We start from the raw sequence: 19,035 nt of genomic DNA, 5'->3' as shown, positions 1-19,035 counted from the left end.
CTGCCGGGTTTGCTACCAGCACCCAAGCATTTTTATCATCATGAAAACGCTTTATTTTTCTTTCACGCGTGTATTCTTCTTCCTCATCGCCAGCTTCGACGCCACCATGTATATAGTCAGCACCAAGATCAATCAGTCGTGTTGCTACAAGTTCTACGTTCTGTACAAAGCTTGACCAAATAATTGTTTTATGACCTTGCTTGGCTAATTCTCTTGCTCTGCGTGTCACATACGATAACTTTGGACTATCGCCTTCTTCTAGAATGGCGCGTAGCAAATCCTTGTGTTCGAAGTCAACCTTTCGGGCTAATAAGGCCGGGTTAGAAACAAGCTGAATTAAGCGTAAGGCACTTCTTCCAAGCGAACGCAATTTCCGTCTATCGGCTGCGGAAATGCCAGCCTAATTCTCTCTTGCAAATTCAGAGCAAAGTAGCTGATACAATGTTCTCTGCGCCGGTGATAAATCAATCCTTGTTTCGAACCTTGTTATATCCGGTATCTTAAGCTCTTTCTTTGTTGTACGAACGAAGATTGGCTTAATGAGATCCTTCACTGTGTCAGCTTCCACTGGAATCTCAGGATATAAAAATTGGAATTGAGGCACAAGATCGCCGGGGCCATTCGGCAGTGGTGTTCCACTCATAATGCATTTTGCATTTGGCAAATGGGACATGCTAAGAATCGAGCTACCAATTACTCCGCTGTTACCGCGCTTCATGCGATGGCTCTCATCAAGAAAGACGAACACTTCGTTCGTTAACAAATATCCGGCGATGACATTTTCGACATACGGAACCTGATGATAGGTTATCAATGCTACATCTGGATTTCCATCTAGCAGTAAGGGAATATTTCCAACTCCACCTGTTAACCGAATAACTTTTAATTTCTTTTCTGGGAAAATTTCAGCCACTTGTTCTTCCCAAACAGCAAAAGCATTTTTCGGGCAAACAATGAACAGTTTTGTGTTATCTGATTTGCGAGAACAATAGTAGGCAAGTGCCTCTGTTGTCTTTCCCGCTCCTGGCACTGAGAATGTTGCGCCCGCTGGTAACGATGCAAGCTTCAGAACGTTTCTCGTTTGTTCATCTGTAAGCTTTCGCTTAAATCCGGCAGCGGCTAAAATTTGCTTTAACTTATCTTCTGTTATCGCTTCAGCTTTTTCGGCTTTGCGATACGATTCCTGTTTTTTGGCAGCATCCTGTAAGAATGCTTTCGCTTCTTCTGAAAACTCGACCTTTACGCCATTCCTTGATACATGATACCCAATGGGTTCTTTCGCCAAAAGGAAAGACCACCACGGTAGACGAATTTCGGTATCATTAACTTCAACAAAGTCAACGTCCGAATGATCTTGGCATGCACGTACTATAGATGACCAAGCTTTACCAGTTTCATCGGTTGAGATTAATGCCTCTCGCGTATCTTTAAGATATTCTATTCGAATCCGCATCCCTTTACGTTACTTAAGCCAGTCTTTAAGTTTTTTGATTGAGGATTCAATTGATTCTACCTGCGCAGAAATGCCTTCCTTCTTCGTTTTGCTATCTATTGCTGCAATAGCTTCAAGTAATGCAGTATTTGCTTTCTTTACTTGTGCATGGACAAAGTTCTGTTCTTTCTTTTCTTTATCCTTTTCTTTCTCCGACTCGATTGCATCGATCATCACAGTTGTTGCCTGCTCATAGTTCTTTTCATCGCTGAGCAAATCAATAACGCCTGCGATAGGGGCGTAGCTGCTACCACCTAATAAATCTGCCCCTTCCGATGATGGCACGGCCTCAATTTTGAATTCCTCTTGGAGCTTCTCAACAACCTTTCCTAAGTGATCAGCCAGGTCAGGGATAGATTGATAAAGACGCCCTTCCTTCTCAGATGCATCGATTAAGCAGAATGCCAGTCGCTCAAACACATCCTTGTAAGGCTCTTCCTTTATTTTGCTTCGTCTCTTATGCAGTTGACGAAATGCATACTCTGCACGGTCAACAAGATTATACTGTCCAACCTTATTTCGATCTTCTAGGTAAGTCTCTGCATAAGCGAGCATATCCATTAACTCTTCGACATCGCCTTTGCTCATTTCAAAAAGGTCGGCGAGTTGATCGATGGAATAATCGTACGCTGTCTTTCTGTGCTTTAACATTAAGGCGCGTGAAGTCCACGTATAGTCGGCCTTAATATCCTGATGCACTTGTAATCGTGCCTCTAGCTCATCAATATCTTTCTGATCAGCCGGTGGTAGAACGATAGCTCGAACATGACTAAACTTTGGATGCTTCCCCGTACTATAAAGCTCACGCCATGCACACAATCTTCTGTTACCGTTAATAACGTATCCTTCGTGGCTTAGAATGATTGCGTTGCTCTGTTCGTGTGTTTTGAAATAATCATGTAGACCTTTCTCTTTGATCATCCCCTTGAGAATCTCATGCTGTGCCTGTTGCACAGTTTCTGATTCCGGATCTTTCTCAAAGAAATCCTTTGGGTACTTTTTGGACGCTATATACTGCGCTTGCGCCGCGTAAGTTCGTCCATTATCAATGCGGTACTTGGGTAGATCGATTGGAATAACGTGAACGGCAAAGTCCTGGGTAGCATTCTGAAAATACTCCGTCTGTGTTTTACCTGTTGTCTTTTTGGAGATATCATCGAGATACTTTTTTCTTTTTGGATATGTCCAACCAAGTTCAATTTTATTCTTCGATTCCATAGAGTAGAATTGGTACAGTCACTGTTTTAAAGAATATGGCAAGCTCTTTCTTAAAGCGCTCGTAGTTCACAAGGTTATCACCGAGCTTTTTTGCAAAACCCTTCTTTGGCACAATGCATACAGAGGCAGTGATCTTTCCCTCTGCAAACAACGTTTGTAGTTTTAGAATGTCAGCGTACAGGCGACTCATGTTTCCGGTCTGAAAACACAACCCGGTGTCTGCACGCATTGATGTGATATCAATCTTAGAGTTCTTCGGATTTATACGCACACCATCTGACCATCCGCAGTCATGCAGCTTGCTTAAGACAGCACGTCTAATCTTCTGAGTGCTTATTGGCTCATTCGGATTAGAGGAAGATATTGTGTTGAGAATTTCTTCTTGAAAGCTCTTAGGGATTATCGAAGATGCATCTCGGTGGTCATGTATTTCAAATCGCATTAGCTGTAAGTTGCCCAGGAATTAGTCGTTTCTTGTCGCCAACGTCTTTAATTTCATCCGGCACCTGTGACAATTTTGATTGCGTATGATCGTAAATTGGCTGGTCGTGTGATCTATATTTTGCATCTCCTTGGATAGCGTCCTTTAAACGTCCCTCGGCAATCTCAACATACTTTTCAACGATCTCACATCCCCAGAATCTTCTGTCATGAATTACTGAGGCCACGCCGGTCGATCCAACACCACTGAAAGGATCAAAAACTAAATCGCCTTTATTTGATAACGAAAGAACTAACCGCTCGATAAGTCCAACAGGAAATTGACAAGGGTGTTCTGTCTTTTCAATATGATTACTCTTAACGTTTGGAATGCTCCATACATCTTCAGGATTTTTTCCTAACGGATTGCCTGAAAGTTTTCCTTTGTTTGGCCCTTTGAAATGCCGCTTGCCAGGATACTTCGATGGAACTCGGACATCATCCAGATTGAAAGTATAGTCGTCACTCTTGGTATACCACATGACAACTTCGTATCTGCCGCTAAACCGCTTTTTAGTATGAAGTCCGTGACCGAAATGCCAAATGATCCTGTTCCTTAATTTATACCCTAAGTCCCGGAAGATGGAATGCATCTCAATGTCGAGAGGCACGATATGGCCATTCTCTATATAGTTACCGACTTGGTAACAGATACTTCCTTTTTCATTTGTCCGCTTTGCAATTTCGGTAATAATATCCTTTTGCCAAGCAAGATATTCATCAAGTGCTTGTTTCTCTTCGTACTCCTTATTGATGTTATAGGGCGGCGACGTGACCACGAGATCGAAGATTGGATCTTCGGGAAGACTAGTGAGAAACTTTTTTACATCGCCTAGCCAGACCATACAGTCTGAACTCGCTACTTTTTCTTCGTTGAAGCGACGGATTATATCAACCATGACTCGAATTCATTTTGTACGGCAAAAATAGATCTGAGCCTTTTAATATCATACGCTAACCGGCTAAATGTGTTGACAGATTTCGAACTTATTAAAGATACATTTTTGACGTGAAACTACAGCGGCGCTGTGTCAGAAAGTGACAAACCCGACATCGGAGAACACAAGTGATCAACTCCCTCCGCTCTCTCAGTCGAGTTACAAACTAAAGTGCAAACCACGTGCAAATAAAAAGGCCACTCACAAATTGTCTTGTAAGTGGCTGACTTTCAGTGGGAGCTGAGGGATTCGAACCCCCGACCCTCTGCTTGTAAGGCAGATGCTCTGAACCAGCTGAGCTAAGCTCCCGTTTGGGAGTGCAAATGTAGTAGAGATTTTTGTTTCTCCAAACAAAAACCTAAAACCGGAAAATATTTTTTTAATCATTTCTATGAATCAGGCTGTTTCTCAGGACTTAACCGCAGCAAAATTTTTTTAGTGCACTCCTTCGTTCAATCATTCAGTACTCTTGCCGGGCATTAATTATCTTGCACTAATTCCTAACACTTCCATGAATAGACTTGCCACGTTGTTCTCAAGCCTGGTGCTATCCGTTGCCTTATATTCCTGCTTCCCTCAAAAATCATCGGAGGCCTCTGATAACCCCAATAAAGACATCCGGAGAAAATACTATAGCGATGGTACCTTGCATAAGGAGATGGTATATAAGGATGGCAAGCAGCATGGTATAGCAAAAGAATTTTTCAGATCGGGCAAGCTCTTCCAGGAAGTACCGTATGAAAATAACCTGCGCGAAGGAACAGCCAGGCGTTACTATGAGTCGGGAAAACTAAGTCAGGAAACACCTTATCACAATGACCTGATGCATGGTATTCAAAAAAAATACAGACGCTCCGGAGACCTGATGTGCGAGGTGCCTTACTTCAATGGGAACCTGTGCGTGGGATTGAAAGAATATACCACCGATGGGAAACTAAAGCAGAAATATCCTTCCATTGTTATTACACCTATCGATAACATTCTACTCAATGAAACCTATACTTTGCAGCTCAAAATGTCGGACGGAAGTAAAGGTGTTGAATTTTATGTTGGCGAGCTTTCTAAAGACGGATATATAGGCACCGATACACAACGTGTGTGGGAAGTAATAAACGGCGTAGCAGAAATAAACTTCCCTATGCCACGCGGGGCTTTTCTGATGGAAGAGATAAATATTATCGCTAAAGTAAAAACAGCGCAGAGTAATTACTTCATTACTCAAAACAAGTTTCACCTTGCCATCGAGAATCGCTGATCGATTTTACCTGATCATCTGCTGGCGCGAGATCAACTCATAATTATTCGGGGCATATTTCAATCCGGAAGATAAGAATTGCCGCGCCTTTGATACTTGTCCTTTGCGATAGTAATATACGGCAGCGTTAGAGTACGACTGACCAATGAGATCAGAGTCGATGGTAAGATCAGGATATTGATTTGCGACAGACTCAAACAGTGTTTTATACTTATCGCCTTCGCTTATTTTATTGGTTGCATAACTCGTGTTGAATTGTATGAGATAGGCTGTGGCACGCATGGCATTAAAATGATTGTTGGCTTGTAAGCCGGTGAAGCGCGTGTTATAATCATCCAGTGTTTTTATAATATCCTGGTTGTTGTTTTTGGAATTGAACGTTTGTGCGAGCGCTGCAATGAAGAGTGCCTGTGCATCTACATCATTCGGTTTTAGGATAAGTGCTTTTTCAAGGAAAGATAACGCATCTTTTGTTCGCGCCTGGTTATAGAGATAGCGGCCGCTTTCGTAATTATATACATAGGCCAGTTCGTCTTTGATTTTTTGATTGGTAATGGAATGAGTAAGTATACTATAGTATTGTTCATATTGTTGTTTCCTGGCCGATCCGAAAAGTAAATCTTGCGTGGTGCGTATAAATTCTCCTACGATCATTTCCGGCTCCAGACCGAAATCTTTATAGCGTGCGAGCTTGCTTAATAACACCGCATGTGTTGAGTCTCTTACCTTGTGTGCATCAAAAGCCATAGTGGCGATATAGTATAGCAATTGCGTGGTGCGCGCTGACGGATAGAGTATATAAGCTTTTTCCATCTGTGCGAAGGCTTCTTCTGTTTTTTTATCATCAGTTTTATAGAGCGCATCATTTACATATTGCAATCCTGCCAGTTGCTGAAGAGACACTTCTTTATCAGTACCGAAATAATATTTATCAAAAAGTGCTTTAGAGTCCTGCGAAGTATACTCCTGGGCGCTGATCAGTTTCTGTTCTTTTAGCCGCTTTACAAAATCCTGTTTGAAGGCATCACTCAATGTATAGTATCCGCCTAACGGTGAAGTTGTTTGCAAAACAATTCGCTCAGCGTTGGGGTATGCTACGAGGTATACATGCGTAGGCTCTTCTTTTATACTATAAGGTATCTGTAGTTTATCGAATGTCAGCGCATACATAGCCGTGGCCGATACACAATTGAAGTTGCCATTGTAGAATATATCTTCAAAGTGATTTACGAGTTCGTACTTCACCAGGTATTTGCTGTGCAGATTATCGTAGAGTGTTTTGATTTTCTTCTCCGTTTTCTTGCCAGCGCTTTCATTGCCTAACAGGTTTACGTAGTTATAAAAGCTTTCGCGCTTTTCGGTAATTTTCTCTGTTGGTAAAAGGCTTCCGTTAGCTATGAAGAGCGCAAAGAGATCTATATCTCCCTTGTGGAAACGCTGAAAGGTTTCGCGTTCAAAATCAGAATGAAATGTAAGTTCACTGAAGTGAACGAGCGAATCGGTGCTTTGTGCATGCAGGGTAACGCGAATAAAAATACCAATAGCCAGGCAGTAGATTTTCTTCATAACGGCAGAATAGGTTAGCGAATGCAAAGCTACTAAATATAGCTATTCCTCTATCTGACTATAAATAAAAATCCCGGAGTATATACCCCGGGATCTTGTAAGTGATTTTACTTCCTATGGTGTTGGCGCTTTTTCCGTACGCAGGGAATTTATCCATGCTGCGATCTTGAGCGCTTCTGCACGTGGCACCTGCGGCATAGGAGCCATTGGTGTTTCATGCTCCGGCCAGTTTTTGGGTTCCGGATTATAGATGAGTTGCACGATACGTTCATTGCTATACTTGCGCTTGGCTACATCTGAAAATGCAGGTCCTACCTGGCGCTTGTTTACCTGGTGGCAGGCAGTACACGTATTTTTTACCAACAGCGGTTCTATCTCTGCGTAGGTCGGAGCTTTTTTACTTACTGCTGTTGTTGCTGTTTTTGCCGGAGTGGTTTTAACAGGAGCGGCTGTTGTTTTCTTGGTACTCCACTCGCTGGCAGGAAGTTTATCGCCTTCCGGTATATTATTTAAAGTATAGTAAGCTGTGGCATGCAATACAGGTATAGCATTGTCTTTCGAGCGTATACCCGGTACGTTGATCTCGTGCAGGTAGTATTGACGAAGGTTGTCGATCACCAAACGTACTTTCAAACCATCTTCAGAAACTTTTACACCTTTAATGTTCAGCTTCTCTTCATTTATAGTAGGGCTGCCATATACGGGGTGATATTTATAGATAAAGCTTCTGCCTACATAAGAAGAAAGATCTTCTGCTTTACTCTTATCTACCGGCATGGTAAATTCAATTTCAAATCCATCGGGCATCGCGCGAACGGTTTTCATTTCCAATGGAACTTTGCCCGTCCAGACTAACCGTTGTAAACCGGATGATGTTGTACCGGCAGAGCCCCAGCCGCGGTTGGTTTCTCCTACATACATGGATCCGTCATGACCCCAGTTCATACGCAATACACCGGATTGAAAACCTGCGCGAAAGTCAAACGCTACTCCCTGAAACTCGCCCTTCACTTTCTCCATCACAACACGCATCACTTTGCTTTGTCCCTGATCGCCAACAAAAATCTGTCCGGCAAAAGGACCGAAAGAGCCTGCCGTTTCATCGCGAATAATTTCTGAGTTTGATATACCGAGTACACCATGTGGCAACCACACAGCAGGCAATCGTGTTTCCGGAAATTCCTGTTTGATCTGGTATAGCATCTTCGGATCTTTTTCGTCCGCTATATTTTCAGGTTTTACATACTGACCATTTTTCTTTTCTCTTCGCGGATCCACTTTGGCGTATAATTGTTCCGTTGTAAGCTTCACCGGAGAGTTAGGAAGATTCGTCCAGCGTAAGCCAGCCGGGTGCCCGGTAAAGCTTCCCTTCGTTACGTGGAATATTCCACCCGATCCCATCCAGTCGCCTTGGTTATCATCATAGAAAAACTCGCCATCAATCATACCCAGGCCACAGGGAGAACGCATACCGGTTGCCCATGGCTCGAGTGTTCCGTCAGGATGTATCTTCATGGTCCACCCGCGCCACGGTCTGCGGCTTTCTCCGCGCCACCATTCTTCATCACCAAAAGCCACGTTGCCTGTTACAAAGAAACTTCCATCGGGAGCGATCTTGGGACCGAACGAGTATTCATGATAGTGACCAGATATAGGCCATGCATATATAGTTTCATATACATCTGCTTTGCCATCGCCATTGGTATCAACCAGTTTGGTAAGTTCACCGCGCTGTGCTGCATAGAGTGCCTGATCTTTATACACAAGGCCAAGCGGCTCGTGTAATCCTGAAGCAAACAAGGTATAGATCGGGTTGCCGCTGTTGTTCATCGCTGCATTTTCAATTACCCACACATCTCCGCGGCGTGTACTTACGGCAATTCTGCCATCGGGTAGTGTTGCTACTCCGCCTACTTCCAGCAATACACCTTCGGGAGCTGGTATAGTAACCATCGTATAATAATCGGATTCAGCAGGAATTTTGCCCTGTGCCTGTGCGTGCTGTATACCTTGAACAAGTACAGCAGCTATAAATAGGAGTTGAATCAGTTTCTTCATGTCTGTTATACTTTTCATTTACCAGATGATGGAATAATTAACACTGCTGCCGTCAACCGCTACAACCAGTTCTTTTTTACCATTTACATCGCGGATAGTGGCGGCTGCACTGGTCTTGATATAGTATTGCTTATCATCTACAGCGTACGATCCGTTCGGTAATTTTTGAATAGCAGAGCCTTCGGCAAGTTTATAGTATAGCCCGGTTTTAGTACCGCGGTTCTTGATCGTGATGTCGTGCGCAATGCTGCGTGCCTGATCGTCAGGGTATACTTTATCTTCTACTTCAAGGCCCTGGTAAATATACTTGAACACCGGGCGGTTGGTGGTCTCTTCAATGATATACCCCTTTGTGCGGAACTCGCCTTCTTTGCCGGTAGCAGGAAAAGGATCATTAGCCGATGCAAGGAACGCCAGCGGCTGACTCATAAATAAATATTGTACGGCTCCTCGCGGGCGGAATGATCCATCACCGCGATCATGCCACATAGGTGTCGCATCTACAAAATCTCCGCGCCATACACAGGCAAGATTACCGGCATCAAGGTCATATACATAGTTGATCTTGTTGGGATCACCCACGCCAATAGAGTGTGTTATTCGCTGGCGTCTGTCGCCTTTAAAGTCAACGAATGCGCGAAGCAACCTTGGCTCTGCACCCGCCTGAATTAATATAGGAGAAGTCGGATCATCATCCGGAGGGAACGAATTATAGGCATTCAACACTACCGGGTAAGAATTAGCAGTATGTGCTGTGAGCCCGAGGCGAGGGGGCATCCATGAAGCAGTCTTGTAATTTGCAATCTCAAATGGATAAGAGCCGGCCTTCAGCGCTACCGTTGCGCGCTGGCGTCCGCCACCATCAGGACGTTGCTCATCTACTACACGTTGGTTGTTGATGGAGAAAGTTATACCCCCGGTATAGCTGAGATCGAAGTGATACGTTTCATCTTCCGGAATGTTGATCTTGCCGGTATAGATGATGCCGTACATGTTCTCATCATCCAGCACTTCGGCTGTTAACTCAGGCGATGCTCCTGCTTTAACAGGTTTCAATGTAGCAAAGTCATCTACTTCACCAAATGTTCCTTTAAAAGTTTTATAGGATATATCACTTACGGTAACATTCAGTTCCTTCATCAGCTTGTAGCGGATATTGCGAAATGCTACCGGACCATGATCGCCTTGTATCATAATCGGGCCGGTAGGCTTCTCGTTGTTTTCTACAGGACCACCGGTTGGCAGCGGAACTTCAACATTGTCGTGTATGCGTACGCCATTCAGCTCTACTGAAACAAAACGCGCATTGGCAATTTTTTTTCCGGAAGCATCAAACTTCGGAGCGCGGAAAGATATTTTCAATTTTTGCCAGAGGCCCGGAGCTTTTGCCGGGTTGCTGAGAGGCGCTTTACCCATATATATCTTAGAGGGCTCACTCTCCCAGTTGCGATATATACCTCCTATATCCGAGAAGGCTGGAGTCTTTACTCCCCAGCTATCATATAACTGTACTTCATAGCGGCCTTGCAGGTATAAACCGGAGTTAGAGCCTTTCGGCAACATCACTTCCAGTTCAAGTTCAATGTCGCCATGTTCGAACGCTGTTTGAAGATTATCTTTCTTCGTGTCATCGTTCATGTTCAGCAACACACCGGTGCCGGCTGTAAAAGTTACTGCCTGGGGTGCCTGATGAACGGATTCATCTTTCGATTTCTTTTTTTTCTTCCCTGTCTCTGCAGGTGCAGTGGCAGGTTCATGATGTACATCTACGTTGGGATCCATGGTTACATCGCCTACTATCTGCCAGTTGCCTGCCTGTGATTTAAAGGCCGACATATCTTGCAAAGAAAGGGTTTTCACCGAAGCATCCTGGGCGTACACCGTTACGATACTAGCCATGGCTACAAGTGCCATGAGAACTTTTTTATGCATGGGCGTTTGGGTTAAAATTCTTTTTGTGAAGGGTTCGAATATCTGAGGATTCATTGGTTTTCACAAAAGTTTTATTGTTGTGTGACCGATGTTTCATGTTAGCGGACTGTTCAAATCATAGAAACAAGCGACAAGCGATGTTCCCTGAACGCATCTCTTCCATTTTTAAATATTTTTAATTCTGCCCGTGTATTGACACGTTTTTTTCAATCTGACACAGGAACGTTACTTTTGAAACCTAGATCAAAGTCGTTATGAGTCTTCTGGATAAAATAAAATCACTTTCGCAGGCATACAGTGAACAGGTAGTAGGGTTTCGCAGACACCTGCATGCAAATCCTGAGTTGTCGTATGAAGAATTTAATACCGTAAAATATGTTGATGAGCAACTCCGCTCATTCGGAATTAAGGATATAAAAAGTCTGGCTACCACGGGTCTTGTAGCCGATGTAAAAGGAAAAAATCCGGATAAGAAAACTATTGCCTTACGGGCCGATATGGATGCGCTTCCTATACTGGAGGCTAACAATGTTCCCTATAAATCAAAGAACGAAGGAGTTATGCATGCCTGTGGTCATGATGTTCACACATCATCATTACTGGGCACTGCCAAAATTTTGCATGAAGTAAAAGATCAGTTCGAAGGCACCGTACGTTTTCTGTTTCAACCGGGCGAGGAAAAAAATCCGGGAGGAGCATCGTATATGATACGCGATGGTGCACTGGAAAACCCGCGACCTGCCGGAATTATAGGGCAACATGTTTTTCCATTGCTGCCTGCAGGCAAAATAGGTTTTCGTGAAGGTATGTATATGGCGAGTGCCGATGAAATATACCTGCGTGTAGTAGGTAAAGGTGGCCATGGTGCTGCGCCTGATCTCGCGATTGATCCGATCGTGATCGCATCGCATATCATTATCGCATTGCAGCAGATCATCAGTCGCAATGCAAGTCCTAAGCAACCAACGGTATTAACCTTTGGCAACATCATTGGTAAAGGAGCCACGAATATTATACCGGACGAGGTAAATATAGCGGGTACATTTCGTGCAATGAATGAAGTGTGGCGTGCATCCGGTTTAGAGAAGATCAAGAAAATGGCCGAGAGTATAGCCGAAGGTATGGGAGGCCGTTGTGAAGTGGAGATATCACATGGATATCCATACCTCGAAAACAACCCGGAGCTTACACGCAGATTACGCCAGGCCGCTGTTGACTATGTAGGAAGTGAAAATGTATTTGATATAGACATTACGCTGGGAGCAGAAGACTTTGCGTACTACTCGCAGGTTATACCGGCATCTTTCTATCGCCTGGGCACCAGCAATGCCGAGAAGGGTATAAAATCGTATGTGCATACACCTACCTTCGATATTGATGAGGATGCACTCAAGATCGGCCCGGGGCTTATGGCGTGGATGGCTATAAAAGAGCTTGCGCTATAGATAAATTGATTATATATAGAGCAGGCTGTTGATGATATAGCGGAAAACAGGGTATATTTTAGGGCCAATAGCTATATACTATCCGGCAGGAGAGGCAGCCTATATTAAACCTGTGTTAAAAATATTAATGAACTATTCTTCTGTAATATCCTGACGTATCTTTACGTTCATTGCAAGCATTGGAAACCACGCCACACACTGATCCCAACAAAAGAATCTGGAGCAACCTCCGGATCGTTCTCTATATTTTAGGTGCGCTGATACTTTTTCTGTTTGCGCTCGATCTGTTGGTGTCATCATTACAACACCTCGGTGGCACGGTAGCAGAAACTATTTTGCTGGCAACCTCCAATCCCTTTGCCGGTTTATTTATAGGGCTGCTTATTACGGCCATGTTGCAAAGCAGTTCTACTACTACATCATTGGTAGTGGCTTTTGTTGCTTCCGGTTCCATTACACTCGAGAGTGCTATACCGATCATTATGGGCGCCAACGTGGGTACAACCATTACGGCCATGATCGTATCGTTGGGTTTTATCAGTCGCAAGAAAGAATTTAGACGAGCAGTAGCAGCAGGCTCATATCATGTGTTCTTTAATTTACTCACGGTGTTCGTGCTGTTTCCACTGGAGTATTATTATAGCTTTTTATCAACGATCTCGTTCCGTATAGCACACTACTTCTTCAAGCCGTTGCCGGCTGCTGTAACGAAGGATGTTTCGCATTCGTGGTCAGGGTTTTCACCGCTTAGCGATCTGTTGCATCAGGTTATTCCAAGTCCTTTTGTGCTGGCAGTGTTAGCGCTGGTATTGCTCTTCGGTTCGATCCTGATTTTCCGCAGACTTATTTCTGATCTGTTGCGTGCTAAATCTCCGGAGGCATTCAGCAGATTCTTCTTTAAGAATCAGATCAAGTCATTCTCGTGGGGTTTACTCACAACGGCTGCTATACGTTCGAGTACCATCACTACATCAGTAGTGGTTCCGATCGTAGCTAAAAAGATCGCTACCCTACGGCAAGCTGCACCCTTTATTATGGGTGCCAATGTAGGCACAACCATCACAGCATTTATAGCCGCTATATTAAATACTAATACTGCCGGAGCCATCAGTATAGCTATAGCGCACTTCCTTTTTAATTTCATCGGTGTTATACTGTTCTTCCCTATACCGGTACTTCGCAGGTTGCCCATAGAATTGGCGAATGGGTTGGGTAAAATTACCCTGCAATATCGCCTGGCAGGATTTCTGTTTTTGTTGCTCACGTTTTTCTTTATACCCTTCTCGCTGATATACTTTAATCAGGATTCCATTCAAACATACCACCTCACCTACGAGAAGAGAGTTTCATCAAACGATCATAATTTTTATCGTATGGTGGCACGCATCAACAAACGCAAGCAGAGCGGTGAGTGGTCGCAGTTTCCGGGAGAAGAGCCTGTAGCGGGAGAGGAGCCTTCGCTAATATACCCGGTATCTGTACAGAACAATACATTGTTTGTGGGGGAGAAAATGTTTCTGCTCGATCGCCCGGGTTTTTGCTGGGACGGAGAAGATGAACACGGGCGCTATAAAGCATGCATCGATCAGATACTGAAACAAATGAACATGGCTTCACAAACTTTTGACTCGGTATATGTTTGCAATGTAAACTATCAGGCACCGCAGGATTCCATGACGCATCGTTACTATATCAGCGCACCTCTCAGGCTAATGCTGCAACACGATGTTCTGCAGCACGACAACGTGGTGGTTGACACCGAAAAGCTGGTGAAGTTTGAGGTTCAGTAGCGCCCTAAAAGTCCGATCTTCTGTCTATATTGCGTGGACTCATTTACACGTGACGAAAGCATGATCAAGGACTCTGTGATAAAGTTTTTCAAGCTCGATAGCCTGGTTCAGAATCTTACAGGATATGTAGAGACCAAGGTCGAGTTGATGAAGCTGGAGATAAAGGAAGACCTGGCGAAGGGCCTCTCGCGTATAGCTGTATTCATAGCCATCGCATTTACGTTTATATTGTTTATTATTTTCTTCAGTGTGGCGCTGGCGTTTAAGATAGGCGAGTCCATCGGAACTTTTGGAGGCTTTGCCTTGGTTGCGGCATTTTACCTGCTGCTCGCCATTGTTACACTGCTATCGCGCGAAGCGATCTTTAACAAGCTGGAAAAAGAGCTTGCTGATTTATTGACCAAAAAGAAAAAGTAGCATTATGGAATTGCTTGAAACGAATGATCTGAAAGCTGAACTGTTGAAGAAATCTGCACGGCATCGTGAAGAACTGGAAGAAGAAGTAAAGCTCATCTCCGAACGTACGCAGAAGGTATTAACAAATGCGCTTATCATTGGCGGATCGCTGGCAGTATCGTATCTGCTGATCCGTCAATTAGCCGGAGGTTCTGAATCAAAATCCAGGAAACGCAAAGTAAAGATCGTTAAAGCAGTAGAAGCTCCGGAGCAGGTAGTAGAAACAGAAGTAGTGTCGCAGGCAGAAACTCCCGGTATAGTATCGCATATTGGTAATGCAATTGCCGGACAGGCCATGGCGTTTTTACTCAGTATAGCCAAAGAAAAACTTACCGAGTTTCTCGAAGAGAAAACAGAAGTGAAAGAGAAGTAAACATGAACATTATACAATCGCTGCAGGCGCGCAAGCAGGCGGGGAAAAAATCGATCGCTGTGCTGATCGACCCTGATAAAGTGGAAGAACCTTCCCAGCTTAACCAGCTTATAAACCTGGCCAGTGAAAATTGTGTCGACTTCTTTTTTGTTGGAGGAAGCCTCGTTACTACAACCAATCTTTCAGAGATTGTTAAACGCATCAAGCAGAGTGTTACTATACCGGTAGTATTGTTTCCGGGTAACTCGATGCAGGTAGAATCTTCTGCCGATGCTATATTATTTCTCTCATTAATATCCGGACGAAATCCGGAGTTGCTCATCGGGCAGCATGTGATCGCTGCTCCTGTAATTCGTAATACAAAACTCGAAGTAATTCCGACAGGGTATATGCTGATCAACTCAGGGCGCACAACTTCCGTAGCCTATATCAGCAATACAACACCTATACCTGACGATAAATATTCCCTGGCGGCATGTACTGCCATGGCCGGTGAAATGCTAGGCCTGCAAGCTATATATCTCGATGCCGGCAGTGGTGCTGAAAAGGAAATTAGTCCGCGCATGATCGCAGCGGTGCGAAAAGCAGTGAATGCTCCGTTGATTGTAGGCGGTGGTATAAACACCAGCGTAAAAGCTTTCAAAGCACTGGAAGCAGGAGCCGATATGATTGTGATCGGTAATGCACTGGAGAAAGATCCGGAACTGCTCATTGAGATTGCCGACAAGGTATATGAGTGGAACCAGAGCGAAGCGGGGAAGTAGTTAACCGTTATCGGTTAATCGTTAATAGTTAGTAGAGCCTATATATACTTACCGACATCCCTTCGCGGATAACCTGTAACCATTAACGGATAACGGTCCCCAAATAAAAAGGGCACTCCTTTCGAAGCACCCTTTCTATAAAATTTATAAACCGTGTAACTAAACTCTACGAAACAAGCTCCACACTACGCTTGATGAAATTCGTAAGGTCTGCACCTGTTAACAGGTTTTGCGACAGAAGAGCAAGATCATACGCTTGCTTGGCCAGTTTGGTTTTTGCTTCTTCGCTTTCAGCCTTCAGAATTTTTTGTGTGATCGGATGATTACTATTTACCGATACATTATAGTTATCAGGCATAGCTCCCATAAAGGCATAGCCTCCGCCACCGGTCTTGGCCATATCTTTCATCCTGCGCATAAACTCGCTCATCGTTACGATCACCGGCAGATCGCCAGGAGCCATTGGCTCAATCGCTACATGGAAGTTTTTATTGTTGATAGCTTTCTCAAATATACCTTTCACCTGTTCCTGTTCTTCGGTGCTGAGTACACTTTCTACCTTCTCTCCTTTATCGATGAGTTTGTCGGCAGTTTCGCTATCAACACGTTTCAGTTGTGTCTTTTCAAGCTTTTGCTCTAATGTATTGATGAAGTGACTGTCGAGTACACCATCCAGCAACAATACATCATATGCCTTATTCTTTGCGCCTTGTATAAAGCTGTCTTGCTTGCCGGGGTCAGACGTATATATATATACTATATTTTCATCCTTGTCAGTCTGGTTGGGTTTAACCTTGTCCTTATACTCGTTGAACGTAAAATATTGGCTATCGACATTCTTGAACAACGTGAAGTCTTTCGCCTTATCATAGAATTTTTCATCGCTAATAATGCCGTACTTCACAAAGATGTTGATGTCATCCCATTTCTTCTCAAAGTCAGCGCGATCTTTCTTAAATAACTCCTGGAGTTTATCGGCTACTTTTTTGGTAATGTGCTGGCTGATCTTTTTCACATTGGCATCACTTTGCAAATAGCTTCGTGATACGTTCAGCGGTATATCGGGTGAATCCAGCACACCGTGCAGCAACATCAGGAAGTCAGGCACTACGTCTTTTACCTCATCGGTAATAAATACCTGGCGTGAGTACAGCTGAATTTTATTTCGTTGCAGTTCAAAGTCGTTCTTTACTTTCGGGAAGTATAGAACACCTGTGAGATTAAATGGATAATCTACATTGAGGTGTATCCAGAACAAGGGTTCTTCCGAGAACGGATATAGTTCTTTATAAAACTTCAGATAATCTTCATCCTTCAATTCGCTTGGTGATTTTGCCCAAAGCGGAGCCGGATTGTTGATGATATTATCTTTCTTAACGGTTGTAAACTTCGGTTTGCCCTCAGCATCTACACCGTCTTCTACATTTTCATCCTTTGTTCCAAACTTGATTTCTACCGGGAGGAACTTACAGTATTTTTCAAGTATACCTTTCAGTCTCCATTCATCCAGAAACTCTTCTGAGTCGCTGTTGATATGCAGGACTACATCCGAGCCGCGCTCTTTACGCGAAGCAGGTGTAAGTTCAAATTCAGTGGAGCCATCACACTCCCAACGCGCAGCCTCGTTCTCTCCGGCTTTATACGATCGGGAAATGATCTCCACTTTATCGGCTACCATAAAGGCCGAGTAAAATCCGAGACCGAATTTACCAATGATGTCTTTTGCATCACCTTTATCCTTGAACTTCTCCACAAACTCGGAGGCTCCGGAGAAAGCGATCTGGTTGATATATTTTTTTATTTCCTCACCTGTCATGCCTATACCATGGTCGCTAACGGTGATGGTCTTTTTATCTTTATCAAAGCTTACTTCGATAGTAAGGTTGCCCAGCTCACCATTGAACTCTCCTATAGATGCAAGCTTCTTGAGTTTTTGAGTAGCATCAACAGCGTTTGATACCAACTCGCGCAGGAATATTTCGTGATCGGAATACAGAAATTTTTTAATGATCGGGAAGATATTCTCGGTGTGAATGGAAATGGTACCTTTTTCACGTGCTTCTACAGTTTCTGCCATAGTTGTCAGTTTTAATAGGGTTTTAAAATAAAAAATCCTCGGGTGCGAGGATTTCAAATGTTATTCCAGAAAGATTTGCGTGTCAGGATGGCAGAAATTAGCGGAGCCTATCCGAGTCACGTACAAGCTTTTCATCTTTTTTAATAAAACGAATAGCCGCCCAGTTGCAGACTACGGCAACAGCCGGCAGCCATAATCCAAAGCCATATCTTCCGCCTTGAAATGTTTTGATCATGGAGGTACCAAAGTATACTCCTACGCACATAGCGGCTGCGATGATCAGTGAATTGAGCGCACCCATTTTGATTTGCGCAATGCGGTCGTTGAACTTTCTTACTTCAATAAAAGCCAGTGTTGCACCGGCAATCAACAAAATAGCGGTAATAGAATAGGGGAAATATGTTGTAGTGCGTACACCTTTATCGATCACGGTATAGTGCAGTGCATATAGTTCATACATCTTGCCCGATGCATCCTGAAAAATCCATATTGGAAAAAAGATTGCCGCCACTAAACTGATAATAGCGATTGCCAGAAATACTGTTTGAATTCTTTGCCACATGTGCTGGTTGCGTTAACTTGCTTACTTTGTTGCAAGCGTGCAAAAGTAAAAAGAAATTTTTAACCACCGCTTCTCTATCGAGCATTGCCTTGTACGGTATAGCCAGCCAGGAAGTGTGTATAGGAAGCAACTACAACCTCGCAATACATGACACCAGTATATATTGTTGATATCGTACGTACCCCGGTGGGGAAATATGGTGGCGCTTTGGCAACCGTGCGCCCCGATGATCTGGCTGCTCACGCCATTCGTGAATTGCTGAAAAGAAATTCTGCTATTGATGTATCGCAGATTGAAGATGTTATTATAGGTGCTGCCAATCAGGCCGGAGAAGACAACCGTAATGTTGCACGTATGGCACTGCTTCTGGCAGGCTTGCCCGTTTCAATTGGCGGTGTAACCGTAAATCGTTTATGTGCTTCCGGTTTGCAGGCAATCATGCAGGCAGCACAGGGAATTATAGGGGGCAATGGAGAGCTATATATAGCGGGTGGTGTAGAGAGTATGACGCGCGCTCCGTTTGTAATGGCCAAAGCAGAAGAACCTTTCGGTCGCAAGCAGGAGTTGATTGATACAACATTGGGATGGAGGTTTATAAACTCCAGGCTTTCCAAGCTATACTATCCATA

16 protein-coding genes, 1 tRNA gene and 1 pseudogene are annotated in these 19,035 nt (G+C 43.8%); 7 read left to right on the top strand and 11 right to left on the bottom strand.

Annotation, left to right across the window (positions count from 1 at the left end):
- The 6 genes from VIN08_RS22035 to VIN08_RS22010 form a co-directional block, all read right to left on the bottom strand.
- A partial coding sequence (locus VIN08_RS22035) for a hypothetical protein (RefSeq protein WP_331969879.1) occupies window positions 1-277 on the bottom strand: 277 nt, incomplete at its 3' end.
- Between the two features lie 123 nt (window positions 278-400).
- Window positions 401-1,453 (bottom strand): SNF2-related protein, encoded by a 1,053-nt coding sequence (locus VIN08_RS22030; RefSeq protein ID WP_331969876.1) that lies wholly within the window; start codon window positions 1,451-1,453, stop codon window positions 401-403.
- Between the two features lie 9 nt (window positions 1,454-1,462).
- Complete coding sequence (locus VIN08_RS22025) at window positions 1,463-2,710, bottom strand: hypothetical protein (RefSeq protein WP_331969873.1); 1,248 nt, start codon at window positions 2,708-2,710, stop codon at window positions 1,463-1,465.
- Window positions 2,694-3,152 (bottom strand): BglII/BstYI family type II restriction endonuclease, encoded by a 459-nt coding sequence (locus tag VIN08_RS22020; RefSeq protein ID WP_331969870.1) that lies wholly within the window; start codon window positions 3,150-3,152, stop codon window positions 2,694-2,696. The genes VIN08_RS22025 and VIN08_RS22020 overlap by 17 nt, the downstream gene beginning before the upstream one ends.
- Complete coding sequence (locus VIN08_RS22015) at window positions 3,142-4,089, bottom strand: site-specific DNA-methyltransferase (RefSeq protein WP_331969867.1); 948 nt, start codon at window positions 4,087-4,089, stop codon at window positions 3,142-3,144. The genes VIN08_RS22020 and VIN08_RS22015 overlap by 11 nt, the downstream gene beginning before the upstream one ends.
- A gap of 273 nt (window positions 4,090-4,362) precedes the next feature.
- Window positions 4,363-4,437, bottom strand: a tRNA-Val gene (locus tag VIN08_RS22010).
- Window positions 4,438-4,639: 202 nt separating this feature from the next.
- Here VIN08_RS22010 and VIN08_RS22005 point away from each other — a divergent pair.
- On the top strand, window positions 4,640-5,383 hold the full coding sequence (locus tag VIN08_RS22005) for a toxin-antitoxin system YwqK family antitoxin (RefSeq protein ID WP_331969864.1): 744 nt from the start codon (window positions 4,640-4,642) through the stop codon (window positions 5,381-5,383).
- 6 nt (window positions 5,384-5,389) lie between these two features.
- Here the strand turns inward: VIN08_RS22005 and VIN08_RS22000 are convergent, their stop codons facing one another.
- The 3 genes from VIN08_RS22000 to VIN08_RS21990 form a co-directional block, all read right to left on the bottom strand.
- On the bottom strand, window positions 5,390-6,949 hold the full coding sequence (locus tag VIN08_RS22000) for a hypothetical protein (RefSeq protein WP_331969863.1): 1,560 nt from the start codon (window positions 6,947-6,949) through the stop codon (window positions 5,390-5,392).
- A 114-nt stretch (window positions 6,950-7,063) separates the two neighbouring features.
- Window positions 7,064-9,007, bottom strand: coding sequence for a c-type cytochrome (locus VIN08_RS21995; protein WP_331969860.1), 1,944 nt, complete (start codon window positions 9,005-9,007; stop codon window positions 7,064-7,066).
- Window positions 9,008-9,025: 18 nt separating this feature from the next.
- On the bottom strand, window positions 9,026-10,939 hold the full coding sequence (locus tag VIN08_RS21990; protein ID WP_331969857.1) for a family 16 glycoside hydrolase: 1,914 nt from the start codon (window positions 10,937-10,939) through the stop codon (window positions 9,026-9,028).
- Window positions 10,940-11,193: 254 nt separating this feature from the next.
- Between VIN08_RS21990 and VIN08_RS21985 the strand changes: the two genes are divergently transcribed.
- The 5 genes from VIN08_RS21985 (at window position 11,194) to VIN08_RS21965 (ending at window position 15,767) form a co-directional block, all read left to right on the top strand.
- Window positions 11,194-12,384 carry a M20 family metallopeptidase gene (locus tag VIN08_RS21985; RefSeq protein WP_331969855.1) on the top strand — a complete coding sequence of 397 codons (1,191 nt, stop codon included), beginning with the start codon at window positions 11,194-11,196 and terminating at the stop codon, window positions 12,382-12,384.
- Between the two features lie 170 nt (window positions 12,385-12,554).
- Window positions 12,555-14,174 carry a Na/Pi symporter gene (locus tag VIN08_RS21980; RefSeq protein WP_331969852.1) on the top strand — a complete coding sequence of 540 codons (1,620 nt, stop codon included), beginning with the start codon at window positions 12,555-12,557 and terminating at the stop codon, window positions 14,172-14,174.
- A 60-nt stretch (window positions 14,175-14,234) separates the two neighbouring features.
- Window positions 14,235-14,591: a phage holin family protein gene (locus tag VIN08_RS21975; protein ID WP_331969849.1), complete on the top strand. Its 357-nt coding sequence runs from the start codon at window positions 14,235-14,237 to the stop codon at window positions 14,589-14,591.
- Between the two features lie 4 nt (window positions 14,592-14,595).
- Entirely contained in the window at window positions 14,596-15,003 is a 408-nt protein-coding gene (locus tag VIN08_RS21970; RefSeq protein ID WP_331969846.1) for a hypothetical protein, read from the top strand.
- Between the two features lie 2 nt (window positions 15,004-15,005).
- Window positions 15,006-15,767 (top strand): geranylgeranylglyceryl/heptaprenylglyceryl phosphate synthase, encoded by a 762-nt coding sequence (locus VIN08_RS21965; protein WP_331969843.1) that lies wholly within the window; start codon window positions 15,006-15,008, stop codon window positions 15,765-15,767.
- A 166-nt stretch (window positions 15,768-15,933) separates the two neighbouring features.
- Here the strand turns inward: VIN08_RS21965 and htpG are convergent, their stop codons facing one another.
- Both htpG and VIN08_RS21955 read right to left on the bottom strand, forming a co-directional pair.
- Window positions 15,934-17,844 carry a molecular chaperone HtpG gene (gene htpG / locus VIN08_RS21960; RefSeq protein ID WP_331969841.1) on the bottom strand — a complete coding sequence of 637 codons (1,911 nt, stop codon included), beginning with the start codon at window positions 17,842-17,844 and terminating at the stop codon, window positions 15,934-15,936.
- A gap of 97 nt (window positions 17,845-17,941) precedes the next feature.
- A complete protein-coding gene (locus VIN08_RS21955) occupies window positions 17,942-18,406 on the bottom strand; it encodes a DUF4293 domain-containing protein (RefSeq protein WP_331969838.1) in 465 nt (154 codons plus the stop codon).
- Window positions 18,407-18,553: 147 nt separating this feature from the next.
- On the opposite strand from VIN08_RS21955, the pseudogene VIN08_RS21950 reads away from it, so the two are divergent.
- A pseudogene (locus VIN08_RS21950) lies at window positions 18,554-19,035 on the top strand (3-oxoadipyl-CoA thiolase); the annotation flags it as partial.

Source organism: Ohtaekwangia sp. (assembly GCF_036568665.1).
Taxonomy (GTDB): Bacteria; Bacteroidota; Bacteroidia; order Cytophagales; family Cyclobacteriaceae; genus Ohtaekwangia.
Note: the sequence above shows the minus strand (reverse complement) of the source record. Positions and strands in the feature narration are given on the sequence as shown.